General features: G+C 54.4%; 13 protein-coding genes and 1 rRNA gene. 2 read left to right on the top strand and 12 right to left on the bottom strand.

All coding sequences use genetic code 11. The features are described 5' to 3' along the window. The 10 genes from FHS18_RS30870 to FHS18_RS30915 all read right to left on the bottom strand — a co-directional run. Positions 1-76 (bottom strand): 16S ribosomal RNA (locus FHS18_RS30870); the annotation flags it as partial. Between the two features lie 281 nt (positions 77-357). Continuing rightward, positions 358-2,373, bottom strand: a complete 2,016-nt coding sequence (gene ligA / locus FHS18_RS30875; protein WP_183604258.1) for an NAD-dependent DNA ligase LigA — start codon at positions 2,371-2,373, stop codon at positions 358-360. A gap of 97 nt (positions 2,374-2,470) precedes the next feature. Next, a complete protein-coding gene (pcrA, locus tag FHS18_RS30880) occupies positions 2,471-4,822 on the bottom strand; it encodes a DNA helicase PcrA (RefSeq protein WP_183604259.1) in 2,352 nt (783 codons plus the stop codon). A 271-nt stretch (positions 4,823-5,093) separates the two neighbouring features. Continuing rightward, complete coding sequence (pcrB, locus tag FHS18_RS30885) at positions 5,094-5,816, bottom strand: heptaprenylglyceryl phosphate synthase (RefSeq protein WP_246428013.1); 723 nt, start codon at positions 5,814-5,816, stop codon at positions 5,094-5,096. Positions 5,817-5,855: 39 nt separating this feature from the next. Then, positions 5,856-6,215: an STAS domain-containing protein gene (locus tag FHS18_RS30890; RefSeq protein ID WP_343060754.1), complete on the bottom strand. Its 360-nt coding sequence runs from the start codon at positions 6,213-6,215 to the stop codon at positions 5,856-5,858. A gap of 28 nt (positions 6,216-6,243) precedes the next feature. After that, positions 6,244-8,382 carry an ATP-binding SpoIIE family protein phosphatase gene (locus tag FHS18_RS30895; protein WP_183604262.1) on the bottom strand — a complete coding sequence of 713 codons (2,139 nt, stop codon included), beginning with the start codon at positions 8,380-8,382 and terminating at the stop codon, positions 6,244-6,246. Beyond that, on the bottom strand, positions 8,373-10,217 hold the full coding sequence (locus FHS18_RS30900; RefSeq protein WP_183604263.1) for an AfsR/SARP family transcriptional regulator: 1,845 nt from the start codon (positions 10,215-10,217) through the stop codon (positions 8,373-8,375). The genes FHS18_RS30895 and FHS18_RS30900 overlap by 10 nt, the downstream gene beginning before the upstream one ends. A gap of 143 nt (positions 10,218-10,360) precedes the next feature. Next, positions 10,361-12,883 (bottom strand): U32 family peptidase, encoded by a 2,523-nt coding sequence (locus FHS18_RS30905; protein WP_183604264.1) that lies wholly within the window; start codon positions 12,881-12,883, stop codon positions 10,361-10,363. Positions 12,884-13,052: 169 nt separating this feature from the next. Further along, positions 13,053-14,966 (bottom strand): copper amine oxidase N-terminal domain-containing protein, encoded by a 1,914-nt coding sequence (locus tag FHS18_RS30910; protein WP_183604265.1) that lies wholly within the window; start codon positions 14,964-14,966, stop codon positions 13,053-13,055. A gap of 91 nt (positions 14,967-15,057) precedes the next feature. Next, positions 15,058-16,170, bottom strand: coding sequence for a S1C family serine protease (locus FHS18_RS30915; RefSeq protein WP_409348592.1), 1,113 nt, complete (start codon positions 16,168-16,170; stop codon positions 15,058-15,060). Between the two features lie 368 nt (positions 16,171-16,538). Between FHS18_RS30915 and FHS18_RS30920 the strand changes: the two genes are divergently transcribed. Continuing rightward, positions 16,539-17,507: a sugar phosphate isomerase/epimerase family protein gene (locus tag FHS18_RS30920; protein WP_183604266.1), complete on the top strand. Its 969-nt coding sequence runs from the start codon at positions 16,539-16,541 to the stop codon at positions 17,505-17,507. Between the two features lie 228 nt (positions 17,508-17,735). Here FHS18_RS30920 and FHS18_RS30925 read toward each other — a convergent pair whose 3' ends face one another. Then, on the bottom strand, positions 17,736-17,960 hold the full coding sequence (locus tag FHS18_RS30925) for a DUF2759 family protein (protein ID WP_183604267.1): 225 nt from the start codon (positions 17,958-17,960) through the stop codon (positions 17,736-17,738). A gap of 265 nt (positions 17,961-18,225) precedes the next feature. Between FHS18_RS30925 and FHS18_RS30930 the strand changes: the two genes are divergently transcribed. Continuing rightward, on the top strand, positions 18,226-19,836 hold the full coding sequence (locus FHS18_RS30930; protein ID WP_183604268.1) for a nitrite/sulfite reductase: 1,611 nt from the start codon (positions 18,226-18,228) through the stop codon (positions 19,834-19,836). Between the two features lie 268 nt (positions 19,837-20,104). On the opposite strand, the gene uvrA is transcribed toward FHS18_RS30930, so the two are convergent. Continuing rightward, positions 20,105-22,990, bottom strand: a complete 2,886-nt coding sequence (gene uvrA / locus FHS18_RS30935) for an excinuclease ABC subunit UvrA (protein ID WP_183604269.1) — start codon at positions 22,988-22,990, stop codon at positions 20,105-20,107. Between the last annotated feature and the right edge of the window lie 125 nt (positions 22,991-23,115).

Genomic DNA, 23,115 nt, shown 5'->3' on the forward strand with positions numbered 1-23,115 from the left:
AATAACTCCGCTCGACTTGCATGTATTAGGCACGCCGCCAGCGTTCGTCCTGAGCCAGGATCAAACTCTCCATAAAAGAAGTGCTTGTGACTCATATAAAAACAAAACGTTGTCGATTCATTGAATCATATGTTCAGTTTTCAAAGAACTTGCGTCACGTTTCGTCGTGACTTGACATATCTTATCAGCTTCTCACTCGCTTGTCAACAACTTGTTTCACTATTAATTTGGCGAATCTCGTTGTCGATCAAACTTCAAAAGCGACAAGAAGTAATTTACCATACTGAAACCACTCTTGCAACTTGTAAAATATAACAAGCCCGCAACGCTGTCGTTGCGGGCTTGCGCACCTCTTCGCTATTCGTTCAAGAGACGAATAAATTCATTCTCGTCATCGATGACTGTAATCCCGAGATCACGGGCTTTGGTCAGTTTGCTGCCCGCACTCTCCCCAGCTACAACGATATCCGTTTTCTTCGATACACTGCCGCTGATCTTCGCCCCTAATGCCTCTAGCTTCTTAGCTGCTTCATCGCGGCCCATCGCTGTCAGCGTCCCCGTCAAGACGACGGTTTTGCCGCTAAAGATGCTATCCGTCCGAGCAGGCACCGCTTGCTCCGATTCCGCTTTTATACCGAGCGCCAGCATACGATCGACACTTGCAGCCGAGACGGGATCGCGGAAGAAGTTATAGATACTCTCTGCTACGATTCCTCCCACATCCGGCAATCCGATCAACTCTTCCACCTCGGCTTGACGAATGGATGCCAGATTGCCGAAATGGTCGGCCAGCATCTTGGTCGTCGCTTTGCCCGTATTCGGAATACCGAGGGCAAATAAGAATGAGGCCAGGCTTCGCGACTTGGACTGTTCCAGCGCATCGAGCAGTTTCTTTGCTTTTTTGTCGCCAAAGCGATCCAGCTTAATCAAGCGGTCATAGTCGAGCTCATAGAGATCTGCCGGATCGCGCACCTCGCACTCGTCGAATAGCTGCTCGGCCGTCATGATGCTGAACGATTCGATATCCATCGCATCGCGGGAAGCAAAATGCGTAATGCGTCCGACCGTCTGCGGTCTGCAGCCTAATTTATTGTTGCAGAAGAGATGGGCGCCGCGTTGCTCGAGTGGTGTTCCACAAGCCGGGCATGACGTTGGGGAGACGATCTCCGCCCCGATCTCTTCTTCGTCGGCTTTGCCGAGAATTTCGGGAATTACATCGTTCGAACGGCGGATAAATACACGCGTACCGAGCGCATGCTTCAAGTTCTTCCGCTCGATATCGCCGATATTATTGAGCGTGCAGTTAGATACGGTTACGCCTGCAAGCTCGACGGCTTCGACACGCGCAACCGGCGTGATTTTGCCCGTACGGCCTACTTCCCAAGATACGGACTCCAGAATCGTCGTCGTCTCTTCGGCTTCGAATTTGAAAGCTACCGCCCAACGCGGGAATTTGTCAGTGTAACCGAGCGCTTCGCGCGTACGCATGTCGGTCAGCTTCACAACGGCTCCATCGATCAGAAAGTCGAGGTCATTGCGAATGGACGTGATTCGTTCGAGTTCGGTCTGCACTTCTTCGATGGTCTGCCAATACGAGATATATGGATTCACCTTAAAACGGTTGTCCCGCAGAAACTGAATCATTTCTTGATGACTGTCAAAATCGACGCCGTCCGCAAACCCGACATTATAGAAGAACGCATTCAGCTTGCGTTCGGCGGTTATCCGCGGATTCTGGTTGCGCAGAGCCCCGGCAGCAGCGTTCCGCGCGTTCTTCAGCGGCTCTGCAGCCGTCTTATTGTAAGCCTCGAGGACGGATAGGTTCATGATCCCTTCGCCTTGCACTTCAATGATTCCGTCTGTGAACGGGATCGACAGCGGTATCGACTTGATCGTTTTGACCTGTGCAAGGATGCCTTCGCCGACAACGCCATTCCCTCGGGTTGAAGCTTGCACGAGTCGTCCGCTGTCATAGGTCAGATTCAAGGTCAGGCCGTCGAATTTCAGTTCAACCGCGTAAGAAGGCTCCGGCAATGGCTCGAGCGTCGGATTCTTGGTGTTATAATCCGTAATCGCTTTGCGAACGCGCGTGTTCCAAGCGATCAAGTCTTCCATGTCTTGCGCTTTGTCGAGGCTCCATAATCTTGCGCGATGCTTGTGCGGATCGAAGCCTTTGAGAATATCCCCGCCTACCCGCTGCGTCGGGGAATCTTCTAGCGCCGTCCCCGTCTCCCGCTCGAGCTTCACCAGTTCATCATAGAGCGCGTCATATTCCTGGTCACTGACCGTTGGGTTATCCAAGGTGTAATAGTTGTAGTTGTGCTGTTCAATTAATGCTACCAACTCATGCATGCGCTCCATTGCTGTTGTCATGGTCATTCCGCCTCGCTTTATCGTCATATGGATCTGTATGTAAATAGAGAGACGCCCACCCTAAAGCTGCAGCGTCTCTCCTCCGTTGGATAAGCAATTATTCGACTTTCGTAATCGGGGCAAAACTGGCCAGCAGCTTCTTAATGCCGACCGGTGCCGGGAACGCAATCTGCAGCTCGGTATCGTTGCCCGTGCCTTTGACAGCCACGACCGTACCGATCCCCCATTTGCCATGTGACACTTTGTCGCTGACTTTGAAATCCTTCGATCCGCCTGCCGCACCTCCGGCAACCGCTCCGGCCGCCGGTACTGGCGATGTGACCCGAACGCCGCTGGATACCGGGCTAGGGCTAGTTTGCGTAGAGTTTGCAGCAGATGGACGGCTGCCCGTGCTGCCTCCGCGGAAACCGAGACCGCCGCCTGCCGGCGAAGACGTGCGGCTTCCGCTGAAGCTGCCGCCTCCGAATGAACGGCCGCCAATGCGCCCTGCCGCAGAGGCATCCTTCTTGAGCTCATCCGGCACTTCATCCAGGAATCGGGATGGTTTATTCGCATTGGTCCGTCCGAAGAGGGTCCGCATCCGGGCACAAGTCAGGAACAGCTGCTTCTCCGCACGCGTAATGCCTACATAAGCAAGACGGCGTTCTTCCTCCAGCTCCTCATTGTCCATAAATGCGCGGCTATGCGGGAAGACCCCTTCCTCCATGCCGATAATAAAGACGACCGGGAACTCAAGACCCTTCGCACTGTGCATCGTCATCAGGATGATCGCGTCTTTCACGCCGCCCTCCGGCTCATCCTTATCGACCGTGTCGATATCGGCGATCAACGCTAGATCCGTCAGGAAGGAAACGAGCGACTTGTCGTCGTTGCGCTTCTCGAAATCTTGCGTAACCGACAGGAACTCGTCGATGTTCTCGAGCCGCGCGGTGGATTCGAGCGTCTTCTCCCGCTGCAATTCGAGACGATACTCGCTCATCTCCAGAATCTTCTCCGTCAATTCCGTGACGGAGAGGTACTCGACCATCTGCGTGAGATTCGCAATCATATCGCGGAATTCCTTGAGTGCCGTACGCGCGCGGCCCGTGACGTCCAGCCAGTCCAGCTCATCGAGCAGGGCATATATCGAGATACCCCGTTCGCCTGCGATCTCCGCGAGCTTGGAAACGGTCGTATCCCCGATCCCCCGCTTCGGCACGTTCACGATCCGCGCAAAGCTGATGTCGTCGTCCGGATTCGAGATGAGGCGCAGATAGGCAAGAAGGTCCTTGATCTCTTTGCGGTCATAGAACTTGACGCCGCCGACGATCTGGTACGGAATATCGGATTTGATCAGCGTTTCCTCTATGACACGGGACTGCGCATTGGTCCGGTACAAAATCGCATGATCGGCATAGCGCTTGCCTTGCTTAATATTCTTCTGAATTTCGCCGGTGACGAAGTAGCCCTCGTCATGTTCCGAATCTGCCTGGTAGACGGTAATCAAATCGCCTTCGCCGCTGTCGGTCCACAGCTTCTTGGCCTTACGCCCGGTATTCAGATTGATCACTGCATTCGCGGCATCGAGGATGTTCGCAGTCGAACGATAATTCTGCTCGAGCAGAATCGTCGTCGCTTCCGGGTAGTCTTCTTCGAAATTGAGAATGTTCGTAATATCGGCGCCGCGCCAACGATAGATCGACTGGTCGCTATCGCCGACGACGCATATATTATGATGCTTGTCGGCTAACATGTTGCACAGCATATATTGCGCCCGGTTCGTATCCTGATATTCATCGACGTGGATGTAACGAAATTTGTTCTGATAGAACTCTAGCACTTCCGGCACTTCCTTGAACAGTTCGATCGTCGTCATGATCAAGTCGTCGAAATCGAGCGAGTTGTTGGCCTTCAGACGCTTCTGGTAGGCGGTATAGACTTTGGCCACGATCCCGTCGAAGTAGTCGCCGATCTGGTTCTCGAGACGCTCCGGCGTCAACAGTTCGTTCTTCGCGGCGCTCATCTTCGCCTGAACCGCCTTCGGCTCGAACTTCTTCGTATCGATATTCATCTCTTTCATAATATTGCGGATAACGGATAACTGGTCAGCCGAGTCGAGAATCGAGAAACTTTGGGAGAATCCGATGCGAGAGATATCCCTCCGCAAAATTCGAACGCACATCGAGTGGAAGGTCGATACCCAAATATCTTGTCCGGATGGGCCTACAAGCGAAGAGACGCGCTCCTGCATCTCCCTTGCCGCCTTATTCGTAAATGTAATCGCCAGAATGCTCCAAGGCGCAACTCGGCGTTTCTCAATCAAGTACGCAATCCGGTGAGTCAGCACGCGCGTCTTGCCGCTGCCCGCTCCAGCCATAATCAGCAGCGGACCCTCGGTAGCCAATACTGCTTCCCGCTGCTGCGGATTCAGCCTCTGCACCGCTTGTTCGATACTAAATTCGTTTAACATATGAGGAATAAAGCTCCTTTTGTTCGCATTTGTTCGCCTCTCCTAAGTCTAGACAACAGGGCTTGCGGTGTCAATTTGAAAGTGCGCCTTTACGGCATTTTCCATGTGTTATTGTTGAGCGGAATTCGAAAACCGTCATTCGCATTATCAGGCTTAACTGCCGGATGCTCGCCCCGTGTCCAGATCAAAAAAGAGAAGGCCCCCTATGCGACATTACGCTGGCAAGAGCTGCAATTGAATCGCTTGGGAGCCTATTCGAGTGAAGTGCTTATTAGGATGAAGATGCTGCCGTTCTTAGCGGCGTCTGATGAACGGCCTGGACTGTCGATAAAGCCGCTTCCAAATCGTCGTAGATGACGTTGCCGACAACGACGGTCTGCGCAACCTCGGCTGCCGCGCGCGCCTTCGCCGCATCGTCGATGCCTCCGCCGTAAAACAGCTGAGCCTGTGTCAGCAGCTTGGAAGCATGGCTGACTAATGCCATGTCGCCGAATGTCCCGCTGTATTCCAGATAGACGACCGGCAGGCGCATGAGCCGGTCCGCCATATACATATGAGCCGCCACGGCATCCGGGCCAAGAGAGGCATCCGCGCCCGTCAACCTGGCCGCCTCCGCTTCCGGATTAAGAATGATGTATCCTTCCGCGGACGTGCATTCCCACGGAATGAAGGGCCCCATTTTGCGCATGGCTTCGATCTGATTGCCGGCGATCCATTCCCCTCTCGGAGTGTTCAACACAAGCGGTACGAAATACCAATCAAAGCCTGGAACGGCCGCTTCAAGGCTCGATACTTCGAGGGCGCACGGCACCTCAAAGCGACGGATCCGCGACATCAGGTCGACCGTATTATCATAGGTTACGCCGCTGGAGCCGCCGACTAGAACCGCATCCGTGCCGGACATACAGATGGCGTCAAGCGCCTCGTCGGTTAGCTCCCGCTCCGGATCGAGCTTAAAGACATGCCGCCAGGACGAAAATAGATTTGTGTGCATGATGGTAGTAAGCATTCCCTTCCTAAAGCATAAACCGACTTACTGCTGTCCTAATGCTTCGATTCGTTGCATCACGGCAAATTCATTCGGATAGAGCATGACCCATTCGGTCAGGCCGACCATCCGGAACAGCTTCTCATAATGCGCCGTAATGCCCCACACGAACGTATGAGTACCGGATTTTTTGGCCGTACGCGCCAATCGGATCAAGACCGCCATCCCACCGCTGTTTATATAAGCAACCTCCGTAAGATCGAGCGCCAAAAATCGAATCTGCTCATTCTCCACCGTAAAGCGGCCTAGAAGATCCTGCTCCGACGCCCGGGTAAGCTCGCCTTTGAGCTGAACCACATAGCCTCCGGGGAATTCACGCTTGTCGATGACTAATGGCTGTTCCACCGCCATCGCCTCCTTTGCTGTGTGCGGGTTACCCGCGTGATTTGCGCATAAAATAAAGTTCCATATAAAAGCCCCGCTCATCCCGGCCGGTCGACCAGTAATCGGACAGGGAGTCGATCAGCACCAGTCCCCAGCCGCGCGGATCCTCAAGTTCCCGCTTCTTGGCCATCTCGTTCTCGCTTCGCGCCACATGGGGGAAGAAGCCACCGCCGCAGTCATAGATGCGAATAACCGTCAGCCTGCTGCCCACCTGCGCTTGAACCGTCACAACCAACTCCGGGTTATGCCGATTGCCATGTTCGATGGCATTCATAATCCCTTCCGATACGGCGCTCTGGACATCTTCGCGAAGGTCAACTTCCGGCCAGAACGTAGCAACGAGAAGACCGACCTGCTCGGAAACCGACCGTTCCATCCCCTCGATACTATTCAGCATCCAATCATGCGCATAAAATCGGCTTGGTGTCAATTCGGAGAGCGCTTCGGCATGCGTGACCGCCGACGCTTCCCGCTGCGCCGTCTGCAGCCAGTAGGCTTGTACGAGCTCCAGCACAACTACGGTACGGTCATCGTTATCTTTGACATAGCTCGCATCCATACGCGCAAGCCAGTCGTCCAACACCGCAGCCACATCATCTCCAGCCTGCCATGCGGCCAATTCCCGCTCCAGTCCGTCGAAACTGTACATGCGGCCGCTCTCATCCATCGACTCGATCAGCCCGTCCGTATAGAGAATGAAGCGATCGCCTGGCTGAAGCTTCAGCACCGTCTCTTCATACTTCATGTCTTCGTCAATGCCGATCGGAAGCGAACTGCAGGATATAGCTTCGATCGTCCCTTCCTTATGGACGATGTACGGCGATAGATGCCCCGCGCTCGCATACTGAATCGTATCATGTACCGCATCGATGACACCAACGCCCAGCGTTACGGTGCTATCTTCGCCCATCGCCTCGCACAGCTCCCGGTTCATCCGCGCCAACACCTCGGCCGGACTGCCGTTGCGGCGTATCTCCGAACGGAACAGCAGCAGCAGTGCCGACATCAGCAAAGCTGCCGGCAATCCCTTGCCCGACACATCGCCGATCATGACGGCAAACCGGTTCGGACCGAGGCTTAACACGTCGAACAGATCGCCGCCCACTTCCTGGAATGGACGATTGCGCGCAGCAATCCGATAGGAGCCAATCGTTAAGTCTCCCGGAGGCAGCATTTTTTGCTGTACTTTGTTCGCAAGTTTCAGCTCCCGTCCCAGCGATTCGAATTTCTGCTCAATACGCAGCTGAAGCTCACGGAAGACCAACGCCAGCTCCCCCGCCTCATCGGCTGGCGAAGCCGCGGGCTTCTTGCTCAAGCGCATGTCGCTGCCTTCCACCACCAGTTCGCGGATGCTTCGCACAAGGCCGGCCAGCTCCCTGCGGAATCGCAGCGTGACGAACCCGGCTAACAGCAGCGCGAATACGACATCGAAAAGCGCCGCCATTCCGACAAAATAAGGCGCGTTCTTGTCATGCTCCTGACTTTCGACAATCGTAAGCTGGAATAAATTCAAAATTGCCGCCAACAGCGTGCAAGCATATGTAATGAGCATCGGCCACACAATCGGTATGCCAATGCTGTAGCCGTCCAAGGCATACTGCAATTCCACAATGACCGGCCGGAGGACGCGCCGTACCATCGTGAACATCAGAATGGCTATCGTTAGGGAGATGCCCATGCCGCCGATTAAGGGGCTAATCAGATTAGCCCCCTCCAGACGCCCTTCACGTCCCACCCATTCCGAGACGAAGACCGCCCCCAGACCAAGCAGTACCATCCCGACAAGCAGTTCGTACGGATACTTCTGCAGCCGCTTCACGGCTTCACGGCTCGAGTTGTTCGACGTTAGCGCTTGATAAACCGGATATAAGCGTATCCCCATATGAATCACCAGCAAGGCAATGATGCCCGCTACCGAGAGAAAGGGGTAGACGTTATGGTCGGAATGCACATGCGTGATCAGGCGATGCTGCACCAGATCATTCTTGATCCAGAAGGCAGTAAGACCGACCGCGAGTGAAAACACCAAAACGGCAATCAGCTTGCTCGTTACCGCCGGAATCGAGATGGGGAACATGCCTGGCTGACGCCGGATGCCCCTCTCGCCTAAAGTCGTTCTTACTTCCATAACAATCGCTTCGTTTCCTCGAGCGGCTCCGTACCGAATTCCTCTTCATAGATCCGTTCAAGGCGCTTGTACCAGCCAATTGCCTCTGCACGACGTCCTTTGGCTAAACAATGGCGAATCATCGACTCATAAGCTTCCTCCTGATTGGGCCTGAGGGCGATCCATTCGCTTATACGCTGTTCGGCGCGGACGTCATCTTGAAGTTCCGTATAATACATGGCAAGCCGCTTGAGCATATTCGTCTGACGGTCCAGCATCTGCTCCCGGATCCTCTCCAACCATTCCACGTAAGGCAGCTCCGTCGCAAGCTGTCCGTAAAGCGGCAGTGCTTCATCATAGAGGCGGCAGGCCGCTTCGCGATCGTCATTCCATAGTTGATCGCCGACCCGCGACAGCGTCATATACGTTTCGGCGTCCACCTGCTCGATAATTTGTTCGTCCAAGCCGATTACGCCGCGTTTGACGTAGACCGGATCGGTCATCCCCATCTCGCGAAGCGTGTGGCGCAAATCATGCAAGGTCACATAGAGCTGGTTCGATTGCTTCGTATGCTCGCCTTCGCCGAACACGCGCTCGAGCACCTGCTCCCGATTCGCCTTATAGGCAGGCTGCAGCAGCAGATAGACAAGGAGCTCGCCCGCTTTGCGGCGCTTCCAGACGGGTTCAGCCACAAATCCGTCGTAAGTGCTGAATCGCAGGCCATCCATTAACTGTACGCGCCAACGTTTGTCCGCAGCGCCTCCGGTCGAGTCCGCCTCTTCCGATAATGCAGCTTCTCCCGCGTCTTGTGCCGCAAAAGGAGTCGTCTCCGTTGCAAGCGTTGGCCCCTCTTCATGCTGTCCCACCTCGTTAGGGGCAGATGACATCATCTGACGGATACGTTCCATCCGGCGATTCATCTCCGGCGTAACGACAAGCTTCAAGTAACCTTCGAGCGCAGCCTGAATGTTCGCTGCCTGTGCCGTTTCACCTCTCTGAAGCTGGCGCTTAAGCTCCGCCTCAGCCGCATAGAACTGCACCTCGATGTCGTCGCTGAGCGACTTGAGCGGTTTGCGGTTAGCCCGGTTAAAGTAGACCGCGTTGATCAAAAAATCGAACCGAGCCGGCAGCGCCTCCATGGCTTCATCCTTCGGCCTGCCTCCCGCGCTTACGGCTTCCGCCAAAGAACGGCTCAGCGGCGTTTCGTCCAAATTCCGGTTCAGCCACTGCATGTGCAACTGCCACTCCGATTGCTGCAGCGCCGGATCAGCCGGATCATAGATCAACCGATCCAGCAGCACCAATGCCGCCCATATCGGCTTTCCTTCGGAACGGAAGCGCGTGGCCGCTCCTAGGAACATGGCGTTCGGGGTATCGTTGGCAGCGCCCTGCTCTATCGCCTCTGCCGATTCATTCGCAAAAGCCCGAGCCAGCGCCCATGCTACGAAACCGCTGCATGCTTCAGGCGTTCGCTTCCACTCGGAGCTTAAGAACTCGGTGATGGGCAACGACTCATGCCTGTCCCCCACCTGCTGGTATAACAAGCCCAGCATCCCCATTAACGTCAGCATCGCTTGCTCATTCGCTTGCGCGGCGAATGCGCGCAAGGCAGACTCAATCAAGCGCTTCGTCTCTACCAGCCGGCCTGTCAGCAACCCATCTTCGCACTCGGCCTGCAACAGCAGCGGCGACCGGCTTCGAATCGCAACCGGAATCACGGAAAGCATGTCCGCAGTAACACGTCTTCCGTCTAATATAGCCCGCTCCAGCGACAATACGCTGTCCGTCCAGGCATCTGTATGTTGAGACAATCCATTGTTATGTTCCATCGTAAATTCCTCACGTTCGATTGTCATTAATGATCCTCTATGTTCATTCGCCTTGATTCGCTAAAATACCTGCCTTATTCTCCAAAAGTCTGGAAATGATTGTGACAATTCGTCCTTGCACGGCCAACAAAAAGAGCGGTATCCCGACGAAGGGCCCGCTCCTTTCTTACCTATTTGACTAGCTGACCGCGCGTGACGCCCAGCTGATTGATTGCCTTCAGGCTGCGCCATACCTGCGTACCGCTAATGCGGCCGCTCAGCGCATCGCTGTACAGCCCGATTACTTCGTCGACCTTCTCCGCCGACTCCTCCAGAAACTCGATCCGGAACGATTTGACGCCCATATCGGCGAATTGACGCAAGTATTCCGCACCCGACTGCTCGATCGCATTATATACCGTGTTCCGGCAACCTTCATCGACGCGAACCGGGTGGCTCATGCCGATCCGGTCCTGCAGGGAAGCGCGGGACTCCTCGCAAGGGCGGCCGCAGTTCGTGAAGTCGGTCCCTTCGCTCATGAACGTGCAATAGACGCAATGCTCGGTATGGAACATCGGCAGATGCTGGTGAATGACGACTTCCATCTTCGATGTATCCGAATGGCTCAGCAAATCGAACATTTGCTGCACGTTCAGATCGTACGATGGCGTTACAAGCTCGCAGCCTGCTTCCGTAAACAGATCGGCCGCTTTATGGTTCGCGATGTTCAGCGAGAAATCGCCGATAATTCTCGGGAAGTCTTCACCGCCGCGCTCGGCGCGCGCACGCATGTAATAGTAGAGCGCTCCCGTATTGCGCACAAGGACCGCATCCGGCTTAAGCTTCAAGATATTCGCATGGTAGCCGTTCTCGTTCGGCATATGGATGCGCGGCGTCGCCAGCGCGATCGGCTTGCCGGCTTTGCGCGCGATCTCAATTGCTGCAGGGAACTGCTTGATGAATTCGAAATCCGCATAGATCATGCTGACATCGGTGCGAACGGCCGCTTCCACTTGAGGAAGGGTACGGCACAGGACCGTCATTCGCGATGCGGCTGAACCCGTTACCTGCGGCTCGGCCTTCTGCTTCGGCTGATGCGAATCGGCATAGACCTCAACTTCGCGCTTGATGTACACCGGCGGTTTCGGCCGTTCGCCAGCCAATTGTTCCACCGCAACGCGGCGCATCCGGTTGAGTTCCCGCATCGGCAGGATCAGATCGCCGTGCAAGTCGGCATGCAGCGATTCCAGCTGATACAGCGTACCGCCCAGACGTCCGAGCTGCTCCTCGAGCAGGGCGTAATCCATCGGCCGCTTCTGCGCAGCCTCCAGATCAATCTCCGAGAATACCTCCACCGTCGTACCCTTCTGCACATCTGTCCACCAGGTCTTCAGGGGTTGGCCCAATGTACCCAGTACTTTCACGTGCAGCGGGAACACCCGGTAGGGCTTGTCCGTCTCGAAGGTTGCGCGAAGCCGCTTGTCAAGCGCAGGATCGCTCGTTTTCCAAATCCGGTCGCCGACATGGACTTTACGCAGATCGACGTCATTGCGTCCCGGCACAATCTCCAAGATCGTGCCGTTCTGCGCTTCGCCCTCGATCTTCACGCCTTGACGACGCAAATCATAGATCCGGCCGCCCTCTTCCTTCTTCGTCGGATCGCCGGCATCGAATACGATCCCGTCGCCCCGCTTAAGCGCCGTCTCGATCCGGCAGACGACCGCGTCACGAAGCACGCGCTCCACTCGGCCGAGATAAACGCCGCGGCTCTTCGGGAATGTCCCTTCGACAAGCTGCTTGTTATTCGTCCCTTTCAGGAAGCCATGCGTAAACCCGCGCGAGAAGCTCTGTTGCAGCTCCTGAATCTCTTCCTTCGATGGTGCGGAACGGTCCCCGTCAAAGTAACGGTCGATCGCCGCGCGATATTTGCTGACGACGTTCGCTACGTACTCTGGGCTCTTCAGACGGCCTTCGATCTTAAAGGAAGTAACGCCTGCTTCGATCAACTCCGGCATAATATCGATCGCCGCCAAGTCCTTCGGCGAAAGCAGGTAGGCAATATCACCCATCGGCTGATGCACGCCATCGACCATGAGGTCATACGGGAGACGGCAGGCTTGCGCGCACTCGCCGCGATTGGCCGAACGTCCGCCCCACATCTCGGAGGTCAGGCATTGACCGGAATACGATACGCACAACGCGCCATGGACGAAAACTTCCATCGGCAGCTTCGCTTGTTCGCCGATCGTCTTGATCTGCTTCAGGTTGTTCTCGCGGCCGAGCACGACCCGTTCGATATCGAACGGCTTGGTGAACTCCACCGCCTCCGGCGACGTAATCGTCATCTGGGTGGAGCCGTGAATCGGGAAGTCCGGCGAAATCTCGCGAATGAGCTTCACGAGCCCTAAGTCTTGTACGATTACCGCATCTACGCCTGCATCCACGCAAGCATCGATCAGCTGCTTCGCATCCCGAAGCTCGTCTTCGAATACCAGAATATTAAAGGTCAGGAACCCCTTCACGCCATAGCTGTGCAGGAACGCCATAATCTCCGGCAGCTCGCTCATCTGAAAATTGTTGGCACGCGCACGTGCATTGAACTTCTCCACGCCAAAAAATATCGCATCTGCGCCGTTAGCAACGGCAGCCCGCATGCATTCCCAATCCCCAGCGGGCGCCAGCAACTCTACATCTGAGCGCACTAATGTCGTCATGTATGTCAACCATCCTTCTTTGTACGATTGCTAATCTATCAAGTGTATCAGACGGAAGGCTAGGATTCCACCGTCAGCCATTACCATCCTGTCCAACTATGGGCCGGAACATAAGAAAAAGCCGCCGCTTCCAGAAAGGATTCTTCCCGAAAACAGCGACTCTACTATATTAAGAGGTAAACATGAAGGACTGAACGGCTTTGTCTGCAATGTCGCGGTTGAATTGCGTATTGTTCGCGATATTAAACAGGTAGTTCACGATAACCGTGTTGCCATTCTTCTCGAACGCATAGAAAGTTTGCACGAATGGCCAAGAATCTTCGCCTGGCTCTTTGAACTCGACTACGATTTTGTATGCTTGCACGCCGTTAATCGTAACGGAAGTTTGTTCTTTCACGCTCGCTTTGGCTGCCGCGTAATCGGCATCCTGCGAAACCATGCTCGAGATTGCCTGCGTGAATTCGGAAGCGGACAACTCGTTGCCTACTGCATTGATCGTGAAGATGCCAATGCTGCCGATACCGTAAACAACCGTATCTTCCTCGAAATCTTTCCTAACGCCATACCACGATTGCGGCAGTTCGATCGAATAACCGTACTCTTTGCTTGTCTTGCGAACTACCAAGCCTGTCAAATCATCTTCCTCGATCTCGCTAAAGTTCTCTTCAACATATTCCGTCGCGATGCTCAGCGTAGAAATGATTTGTTGGATGATAGCATCGCCCTTCGCTCCATCTTCAGCCGGGAACATCAGGCTTGCCCAGTACTTGTGGTTCCCTTCGACATAGTACACATCGTAGGACTTGAACCATTCCTTCTGATCGAAAGTATATTCTGTCGTGAAGACGGACGCTTGACCATTATCGATCGCAACCGTAGACTCTGTCGAGTTGCGGCGGTATTCTGCTACGAAGTTATTCTCATAGGCCAGACGCTCTTTCTTCATCCAATCCGATGCTGTCTCGCCGCTCTCGGACGAGTGGACATAGAAGTCCAGGAAGTAGCCGTCTTCGTTGCCGAACGAAGGAATGTAAGAATCTTCGTCGCGATCCCAACCGACAGGAAGCTGTACCGTCAGGCCGTAATCCAGGTCAGAAGCTACAACATAACCGTCCTTGACCTTCGTAATGTCTTTGATCGATGCATCGGAGCTGCTAAACGTCAGCGTGAAGCTGTCGAGCACCGTGCTAAAGCTGTTCAGCGCGTCGCGCGTCGCGGCTTTCACACCGGCAATGATCGTATAGATCTTCGTGTCCTTCTGGATCGCGCGGTACTCCAGGAAGAGGCCATCACGCGTTTTTACTACAAGCTTCTCGAAATCTTGACCGTTCGTGTTGATCGTCTTCTTCTCGATAACGAACGCATCCGAGCTTGTACGCTCAATCATAAAGGTACGAAGCTCTTCCTTCGTATAAGTCTCGCCGACATCCTGAACGCCAACCGATAGAATCGCATTCTCGTTAATATCCGACCAAACGACATAGTCGCCGTTGTCGCTTTGCTCAGCCAACGTCAGATTGCTCGGGTAGCTCATCGACCAGCCGAAGTAGCTGTCGCCTACTTTGGTCTTGCCGGAGTCGATATTGATTCCGCCTGTCGCAGTGCCTCCGCCCGTAGTTGTCTCTGCAGCGCCGGCCTTCATGCCAACGATAACGATCTGCTTGCCCGTCGAGCTGATGGCTGCGCCGAACGCTGTCGTGATGACGCGAAGCGGAACCATCGTCGTGTTGTTCACTACAGTAGGAGCAACGGCAACAGTCGCCGCCTTGCCGTCTACAACTACGGTCTTGCTGCCGATCGTCAGCACAACCTTCTTGTTGTTATATGTGAGGGTAATTACTTTCTTATTCAGTGTCAGTCCTGCTCCGAAAGCTTTCGTAATCACGCTAAGCGGAACGAGTGTCGTGCCATTCACGACGTAAGGCTTCTGGATCGTGGACGTCGCGCCGTTAATCGTAACGGTAGGACTTCCTACCGTCAGCTGCACGACGACGGTATTATTGGTGGCAGCTCCAGCCACAGCAGGAATCAGCCCGAGAATCATGCTAACCATAGTCAGCACCACAAGAACGCGTTTCAACATTGTAACAACAACCTCTCCCAAGTCTGCTTATATTCTCTTCGTCTTGCTTCTGTTTCTATCTCTTGCTGTGCGTTGATTCGTCGCCGTTACGTTAACCGGCAACAAGCGTCAGCTTGCGGGTAACGAGCTTCCCGCCAGATTGCACGAGCACTTCTACCTGCTGACCCGGTAAATAAGCCTTCAAAATCTCATTCACTTCCACCTGCGAGGACACTTGCTGTCCAGCGATGGAATACAGCAGATCGCCTGCCTTGAGGCCGGACTTGACCGCAGCATCGCTAGTGACCGTCTTCACCGTAAGCGGGTCGGACGACGGCAAGCCGACGATCGCAGACCAACTCTCTTCCAGCGTAACGCCAAGCGAGGAGCGGTTGACCTTGCCATACTTGAAGAAGTGATTGACGACGTAACGGACCGTATCCGTCGGAATGGCGAAGCCGAGGCTCTCGATTCCTTCGCTGACGAACTTCAGCGAGTTGATGCCGATAATCTCGCCCTTGAGGTTCACGAGCGGACCGCCGCTGTTGCCCGGATTGATCGCTGCGTCCGTCTGAAGCAGCTTATAGTCGGATGCGATGGACCGGTTCATGCCGCTTAAGATGCCGCTGGTGGCCGTATTGCGCAGGCCAAAATCAGCCGGCGTGCCGATGGCAACTACACCTTCGCCGACTTCCAACTTGAGTGGCACAGCCGCAAAGGTCGCTGCCTTCAATCCGGTAGCTGCGATCTTCACCATGGCCAGGTCGCTCTTCTCATCGATGTACACCCGCTTGCCGTCATACTCCTTGCCATCAGCCGTTACCACAATAAAGGAAGTCAGATCCTTCACTACATGGGCATTGGTAACGATCCAACCGTCCGATTTCCAAATGACGCCTGTTCCATGGGCCAAAGCGTAACGGTCCTCGTAGCCCGCAGGCTTGCCGATAATGCCGACTACCGAAGGCGATACTTTGCTAATAACGGCCGGGATGGGATTATAGGCGGTATACGCATAAGTATTGGTCTTTGCGTTATATGTACCGCTCCCTCCCAATGTCTTGGTGAGCGAGCTGGCTTTAACGTAAACCTCTCCGTTCACCATCTTCGCTTCGAGCGACTGGGCAGGCGCGCTTGCACTGCCTATTCCGACGCCCATGGTGCCTGCCAGAATCAGTGCTGCCGCAGCTGTTCCCGCCACCGGCCGAAGCCATCTTGTTCTCACTTCGCGATCCCTCGTTTCTACTTCTAAACTACTATTTGTTACTAGAACCAAAGTCGTAGAATTAGTGTACTATATTTCTTAAAGTGTAACAATTTAATTTAATTTCCAATAATTTAAAATTTTAATGAAGAAATAGACAGTTCTTCTTAAATTCATGCTATTTTGACACGAAGCGCCAAAGTACGACATACGTTTCAACTCTGTTAGTTATTGAAAAGGACTGCTATGATGGCGCTTTTATCTTTTTGCTCATTTATTGTGTGATTTTGCCATTCAGTAGGATGTGCGCTTATCGTCCCTCTATGGTCATGCTATAATTTAGAAGCAAGTTGTAATCACCCTACATATCCAGGAGGTTTTCCTAAACCATGAAACTTGGCGTATTCTCCGTCCTCTTCGCACAGAAATCGTTAGAAGAAACGCTCGACTATATTGCCTCGAAAGGTCTGGAAGCGATCGAGATCGGCACAGGCGGCTACCCTGGCAACGCGCATTGCGATCCCGACACGCTGCTGAATGACGAGTCCAAGCTGCAAGCGTTCAAGGCGGCAGTAGAATCCCGCGGCATCACGATCAGCGCACTGAGCTGTCATGCCAACCCGCTTCATCCGCAAAAAGCGATCTCCAGCGAGCATGACGCGATCATCCGCAAAACGATCGTGCTTGCAGGCAAGCTCGGCGTACCTGTCGTCAACACATTCTCCGGCTGCCCTGGCGACCATGAGGATGCCAAATATCCGAACTGGCCGGTAGCGCCATGGCCGAATGACTTCCAAGACATTCTCAAGTGGCAGTGGGAAGAGAAAGTCATCCCGTACTGGAGCGAGATCGCCAAGCTGGCAACCGAGAACAATGTTAAAATCGGCCTTGAACTGCACGGCGGCTTCTCCGTTCATAGCCCGGCAACATTGCTGCGCCTTCGCGAAGCGGCAGGCGATGCAATCGGCGCCAACCTCGATCCGAGCCATATGTGGTGGCAAGGCATTGACCCGGTACAAGCGATTCATATCCTCGGCCGTGCCGGCGCGATCCACCACTTCCATGCGAAGGACACGACCATTGACCCAGTCAACGTGAACCGTCATGGCGTAACGGATATGCAATCGTATTCGCTGATGCTCGACCGTGCATGGCAGTTCCGTACGGTTGGCTACGGCCACGATATGAAAGTATGGTCGGATATCATCAGCGCGCTTCGCCTCGTAGGCTACGACTATGTCGTGAGCATCGAGCATGAAGACGGCCTGATGTCCGTTGACGAAGGCTTCACGAAAGCCGTTCAGAACCTGCAGCAAGTTCTCATCCGCGAGCCGCTCGGCGAGATGTGGTGGGTATAATCGCCTTGTAAAAGGCAGAACAAAGAAACGCCAAGTCCGTAGCGCTTATGCGCTCTGACTTGGCGTTTTTGCTTGGGTACAAAGGGAGTGAACCTGCACGAGTGGGCAAGAACGCAAGAATGCCGCCCGGTCGGCGGCATTCTACGTCTCAGCTATGGAAAACCGCCGATGCCATCTGGATCTGATCCAGGGCACCGGCGGCTTATGTAAGGTCAATATGTCGGCGGATTAACCCAGCCATCCCTCGAAGACCATTACGTAATCGGAAAATAAGAAAACCGCGGCCGCAACAAGTGCAAAACCAATTGCAAAGTAGTTCTTGTTACGCGCTTTCAATACACGAACCAAGCCAATCAACACGATGATCGTGAACAGTACCATGACGATATCGAACGGATCAAACGTACTGGTCGATGCTGCTGCTTGAGCTGCTTCCTCTGCAAGAAAAAACATAGGGAACCTCCTTATTTTCGCACGTAGCCTATATTAGTTTATGTTAGCTTCATAATACCATTGCTGCAAGTCCGAACATAATTTCGCCATAATTTTGTCACAATTTACCGTATGACAATTTCATTATAACGATTGCCAATGCTTCGTATAATAAAGTCTTATTAGTTTCACTAGGTAAAATATGATACGCTTTTTCTAGCATATTCATACCAAATGCGTCGGATTTGCCGCGCGGTATGAGTCCAGCGATGAAGGGGGCACACATATGGCGTACGAACCGATTTGGATGAATGACTCGTCCAAACTGAATAAATTTGAGTTTATCAAAATGGAAAAGGACGGCCTCGATGTCATCCGCACCATTATTGACGAGTATTCACAAAAAGGGTACGACTCCATTCCTGAAGATGACATGAACCGCTTCAAATGGGCTGGCGTGTACGAGCAAAAGCCTAGAGAAGGTTATTTCATGATGCGGATCCGGATTAACACCGGGATTATGACCGCAGCACAGGCTCGTGCGCTCGCTTCAATCGGCCGCGACTACGGTCGCAACCTGATCGATGTTACGACTCGCCAAGCGATTCAATACCACTGGTTGAAGGTCGAGGACCTCCCTGATATTTTCAATCGGTTGGAAGAAGTAGGCCTTTATTCTTATGAAGCATGCGGCGACTGTCCGCGCACGATTGTCGGCAACCCGCTTGCCGGCATCGATAAAGATGAACTGATCGATACACGGGCGATCGTGGAAGAAGTCAACGCGTTCTACTTGATGAACCGGGATTTCTCCAACTTGCCCCGCAAATATAAAATGTCCATTACTGGCAACGTTTATAACAACGCCAATGCCGAGATCAATGATCTTGCCTTCATTCCAGCGGTGAAAGCGATCGATGGTGAAGAGGTCATCGGCTTCCATATGTTCGTCGGCGGCGGACTGTCCGCTAAACCGCATCTGGCCAAAGAACTTGACGTATTCGTCCGTCCCGAGGACGTCCTGCGCGTGTCCATCGGCGTCACGACGATCTTCCGGGACTATGGCTACCGTGAGAAGCGCCACCAGGCACGCCTGAAGTTCCTCGTCGCCGATTGGGGACCGGAGAAGTTCAGAGATAAGCTCGTGGAGCTCGTCGGCGATCTGCCGACAAAAGGCGAAAGCAAAACGGTCGGTTGGAATGGCATCTACTATGACGGCGTGTATGAACAAAAACAAGAAGGCCTTCACTTCATCGGCCTTAACGTCCCTGTCGGCCGTACGAATTCGGAGGAGTTCGAACAGCTGGCTGACCTGGCTGAACGATATGGCGACGGTACGATTCGCACGACGATGTCGCAGAACATCATTCTCGCCGGTATCCCGACCGAGAAGCTGGACGAAGTACTGCAAGCGCCTGTGCTCGAGCGACTATCTCCGAAAGCTAAGCCGTTCATGAGCCGCACGGTCTCCTGTACGGGCAATGAATTCTGCAACCTCGCGGTTGTTGAAACGAAAGAGCGCGCACGCCGGGTTGCGGAGTACCTGGATGAGCATATTCAGCTGGACGAGAAAATTCGAATCCACTTCATTGGCTGCCCGAATGCGTGCGGCCAGAAACATATCGCGGACATCGGCCTGCAGGGCGCACTGGTGAAGACGCCGGAAGGGATGGTCGACGCGTTCGATATTGCGGTAGGCGGCGTACTTGGCCCGGATGCGCAGTTCAATACGGCGTTGAAAGGCCGCGTAAAAGGCGACGATGTCGCAGGCGTGCTTGCCCAGCTTATCAATTTCTATAAAGAGAACCGGGAAAACGGCGAGACGTTCCATCACTATGTGAAACGCGTCGGAGTCCCCGCCTTCCAAGAAAAGCTGACGTCGATTCTTGCTTCCTAATCACATAAATGAGATCAACGAGGATGAACCTCCGGCCTGTATGGGTTAGAGGTTCTTTGTCATGCCCGCGTACGAGCCCCAAGAAAAGCAATCCCAACTGAACCTTCTTCTAATGTGCACCATGTTCCTATTGTGTTACGTCCCTACTGTGTTACGTTGCAAACTGTCCTACATCTAGCCGAAGTGAGAGACGTCCATCCTTTCGATTGTGCAAAAAAGAGCACGGCTGCAGCCAAATGACCGTAACCGTGCTCAATCCTCTCGCTTGTTACTCCGCGTGAGCCTCCGCTACCGCTTCAGCCGCTCGGTGCGCTTCTTCCGTCCGTACGCGGTCCCGCTCCAGAACCGGCTTCAGATAGCGGCCCGTATAGGAGCCCTCCACCTTCACCACTTGTTCCGGCGAACCTGTCGCCACGATCGAACCGCCGCCGCTGCCGCCTTCAGGTCCGAGATCGATCAAGTAATCGGCTGTCTTAATGACATCCAGATTGTGCTCGATAACCAGCACCGACTCGCCGGACTCTACCAGGCGATGCAGCACCACGAGCAGCCGGTCGATATCGTCGACATGCAGCCCTGTCGTAGGCTCATCGAGGATATAAATCGTCTTGCCGGTGCTGCGGCGGTACAGCTCTGCCGCGAGCTTCACGCGCTGCGCCTCGCCGCCGGACAATGTCGTGGCCGGCTGGCCAAGATCCATATAGCCTAAACCGACATCCATCAGCGTCTGCAGCTTGCGGTGAATCTTCGGTACATTGGCGAAAAACTCGGTGGCATTCTCGATCGTCATCTGGAGCACTTCGGCAATGCTTTTGCCTTTGTATTTCACTTCCAACGTCTCGCGGTTGTAGCGTTTGCCTTTGCAAACCTCGCATGGTACATATACGTCCGGAAGGAAGTGCATCTCGATCTTGATAATCCCGTCGCCGCGGCAGGATTCGCATCGGCCGCCTTTGATATTGAAGCTGAAGCGCCCCTTCTTATAGCCGCGCACCTTGGCTTCGTTCGTCGTTGCATACAGATCCCGGATATCATCGAATACGCCGGTGTACGTAGCTGGGTTGGAACGCGGCGTCCGGCCGATCGGGGATTGGTCGATATCGATGACCTTATCGATATGCTCCAGACCGCGAATCTCCTTATGCTCACCGGGGCGGACCTTTGCCTTATTCAAGTCACGGGCAAGCGTCTTGTACAGAATCTCGTTCACGAGCGTGGACTTGCCGGAACCGGATACGCCGGTCACGGCCGAGAAGACACCGAGCGGAATCTTCACGTTCACGTTGCGCAAGTTGTTCTCCTTCGCCCCGCGCACCTCCAACCACTTATCGCTGGTCGAACGGCGCTTCAGCGGCACCGGGATGAACTTGCGGCCGCTCAGATAGGCGCCGGTCAGCGAGTTCTCATCCGCCATGACCTCCTGCGGCGAGCCTTGGGCAATAATGCGGCCACCGTGCACGCCTGCTCCCGGGCCGACGTCGATAATATAATCGGCCGCCATCATCGTGTCCTCGTCATGCTCGACGACGATGAGCGTATTGCCCAGATCGCGCATATGCTCGAGCGTCTGGATCAGCTTGTCGTTGTCGCGCTGGTGAAGCCCGATGCTTGGCTCGTCCAGAATATAGAGTACGCCCATAAGGCTCGAACCGATCTGCGTAGCCAGACGGATCCGCTGCGCCTCGCCGCCCGACAGCGTTCCCGCCGCACGATTCAGCGTCAAATACTGCAGGCCTACATTCACAAGGAAGCCGAGACGGCTGTTGATCTCCTTCAGGATAAGCTGCGCGATCGTGCGATCCTTCTCGTTCAGATCCAGACCGTCGAAAAATTGCTGCGCGCTGCCGATGGAGAGGGCGGTCACATGCGCGATATTCTCCCGGCCGACGGTAACCGCCAGACTTTCCTTCCGCAGACGGTTTCCTTTGCACCCTCCGCACGGCTTCGCGCTCATATACTGTTCAATGTACTCGCGAATGCCTTCCGACGCCGTCTCCCGGTAGCGGCGCTCCAGGTTGTGCACGATCCCTTCGAACGGAACGTACGCTTCCTTCGCATGGCCGAAATCGTTCTCGTACCGGAATCGGACGCGTTCGCCGCCCGTTCCATACATCAGCTTCTTCATCTGTTCGCTTGTCAGCTCGCTGACAGGGACATCACGGGAAATGCCGTAATGAACGCAGACCGCCTCAAGGAATTGCGGATAGTAGTTCGAGGTGCTGCCAGCCCACGCCTCGAAGGCGCCTTCCTCGATCGAACGGCTCGTATCCGGAACGAGCAGATCCGGGTCCACGATCATCTTCACGCCAAGACCGTCACAGTCGGGACATGCGCCGAACGGGCTGTTGAAGGAGAACATGCGCGGCGCCAGTTCGTCGATGCTGAATCCGCATTCCGGGCAAGCCAGATTCGAGCTGAACATCAACTCTTCCTTCTCCATCACGTCGATGAGCACCTTGCCATCCGACAGTTTAAGCGCAGTCTCGATGGAATCGGCCAGACGGGTCTGAATATCGCTCTTCACGACGATCCGGTCGACGACGACCTCGATGTTGTGCTTCTTGTTCTTCTCGAGCTCGATCTTCTCGCTAAGTTCGCGTAGCTCCCCATTCACGCGGACGCGCACGAAACCTTGCTTCTGTACTTCAGCCAGCAGCTTGGTATGTTCGCCTTTGCGTCCGGACACGATCGGCGCCAGAATCTGCAGCTTCGTCCGCTCCGGGTATTCCATAATCCGATCGACCATCTGTTCGACCGTCTGCGAGGAAATCTCGATGCCATGCTCCGGACAATGCGGCTTGCCGATGCGCGCGAACAGCAGACGCAAGTAATCATAAATCTCGGTAACCGTGCCGACGGTGGAACGCGGGTTACGGCTGGTCGTCTTCTGATCGATGGAAATGGCCGGGGACAGGCCGTCGATCGAATCTACGTCCGGCTTCTCCATCTGACCGAGAAACTGCCGGGCATACGCCGACAGCGACTCCACGTAGCGGCGTTGTCCTTCCGCATAGATCGTATCGAATGCGAGCGAGGATTTCCCCGAGCCCGATAGTCCGGTCAATACGACAAACTTGTCACGCGGAATGGTGACATCAATATTCTTCAGATTGTGGGCTCTCGCCCCTTTAATAACGATCGATTCGCTTGCCACTTGGTTTCTCTCCTCCTGTACGCTTACCTTCGCGTTAGCGCATCCGCGCCCGCACCGGCCTCCCGTATCTCATTGAGATTATTGCAATTGCAGCCATGCATCTGCCGAACATTCAACTGCGCATG

The organism is Paenibacillus phyllosphaerae (assembly GCF_014192105.1).
GTDB lineage: Bacteria > Bacillota > Bacilli > Paenibacillales > Paenibacillaceae > Paenibacillus_Z > Paenibacillus_Z phyllosphaerae.

Bases quoted from the DNA above. Each gene is read 5' to 3' on its own strand.
- FHS18_RS30895 (WP_183604262.1), bottom strand. From the start codon at position 8,382: ATGGAAGTAAGAACGACTTTAGGCGAGAGGGGCATCCGGCGTCAGCCA.
- FHS18_RS30925 (WP_183604267.1), bottom strand. From the start codon at position 17,960: ATGTTTTTTCTTGCAGAGGAAGCAGCTCAAGCAGCAGCATCGACCAGT.
- ligA (WP_183604258.1), bottom strand. From the start codon at position 2,373: ATGACAACAGCAATGGAGCGCATGCATGAGTTGGTAGCATTAATTGAA.
- FHS18_RS30905 (WP_183604264.1), bottom strand. From the start codon at position 12,883: ATGACGACATTAGTGCGCTCAGATGTAGAGTTGCTGGCGCCCGCTGGG.
- FHS18_RS30900 (WP_183604263.1), bottom strand. From the start codon at position 10,217: ATGACAATCGAACGTGAGGAATTTACGATGGAACATAACAATGGATTG.
- FHS18_RS30920 (WP_183604266.1), top strand. From the start codon at position 16,539: ATGAAACTTGGCGTATTCTCCGTCCTCTTCGCACAGAAATCGTTAGAA.
- pcrA (WP_183604259.1), bottom strand. From the start codon at position 4,822: ATGTTAAACGAATTTAGTATCGAACAAGCGGTGCAGAGGCTGAATCCG.
- pcrB (WP_246428013.1), bottom strand. From the start codon at position 5,816: ATGCACACAAATCTATTTTCGTCCTGGCGGCATGTCTTTAAGCTCGAT.
- FHS18_RS30910 (WP_183604265.1), bottom strand. From the start codon at position 14,966: ATGTTGAAACGCGTTCTTGTGGTGCTGACTATGGTTAGCATGATTCTC.
- FHS18_RS30930 (WP_183604268.1), top strand. From the start codon at position 18,226: ATGGCGTACGAACCGATTTGGATGAATGACTCGTCCAAACTGAATAAA.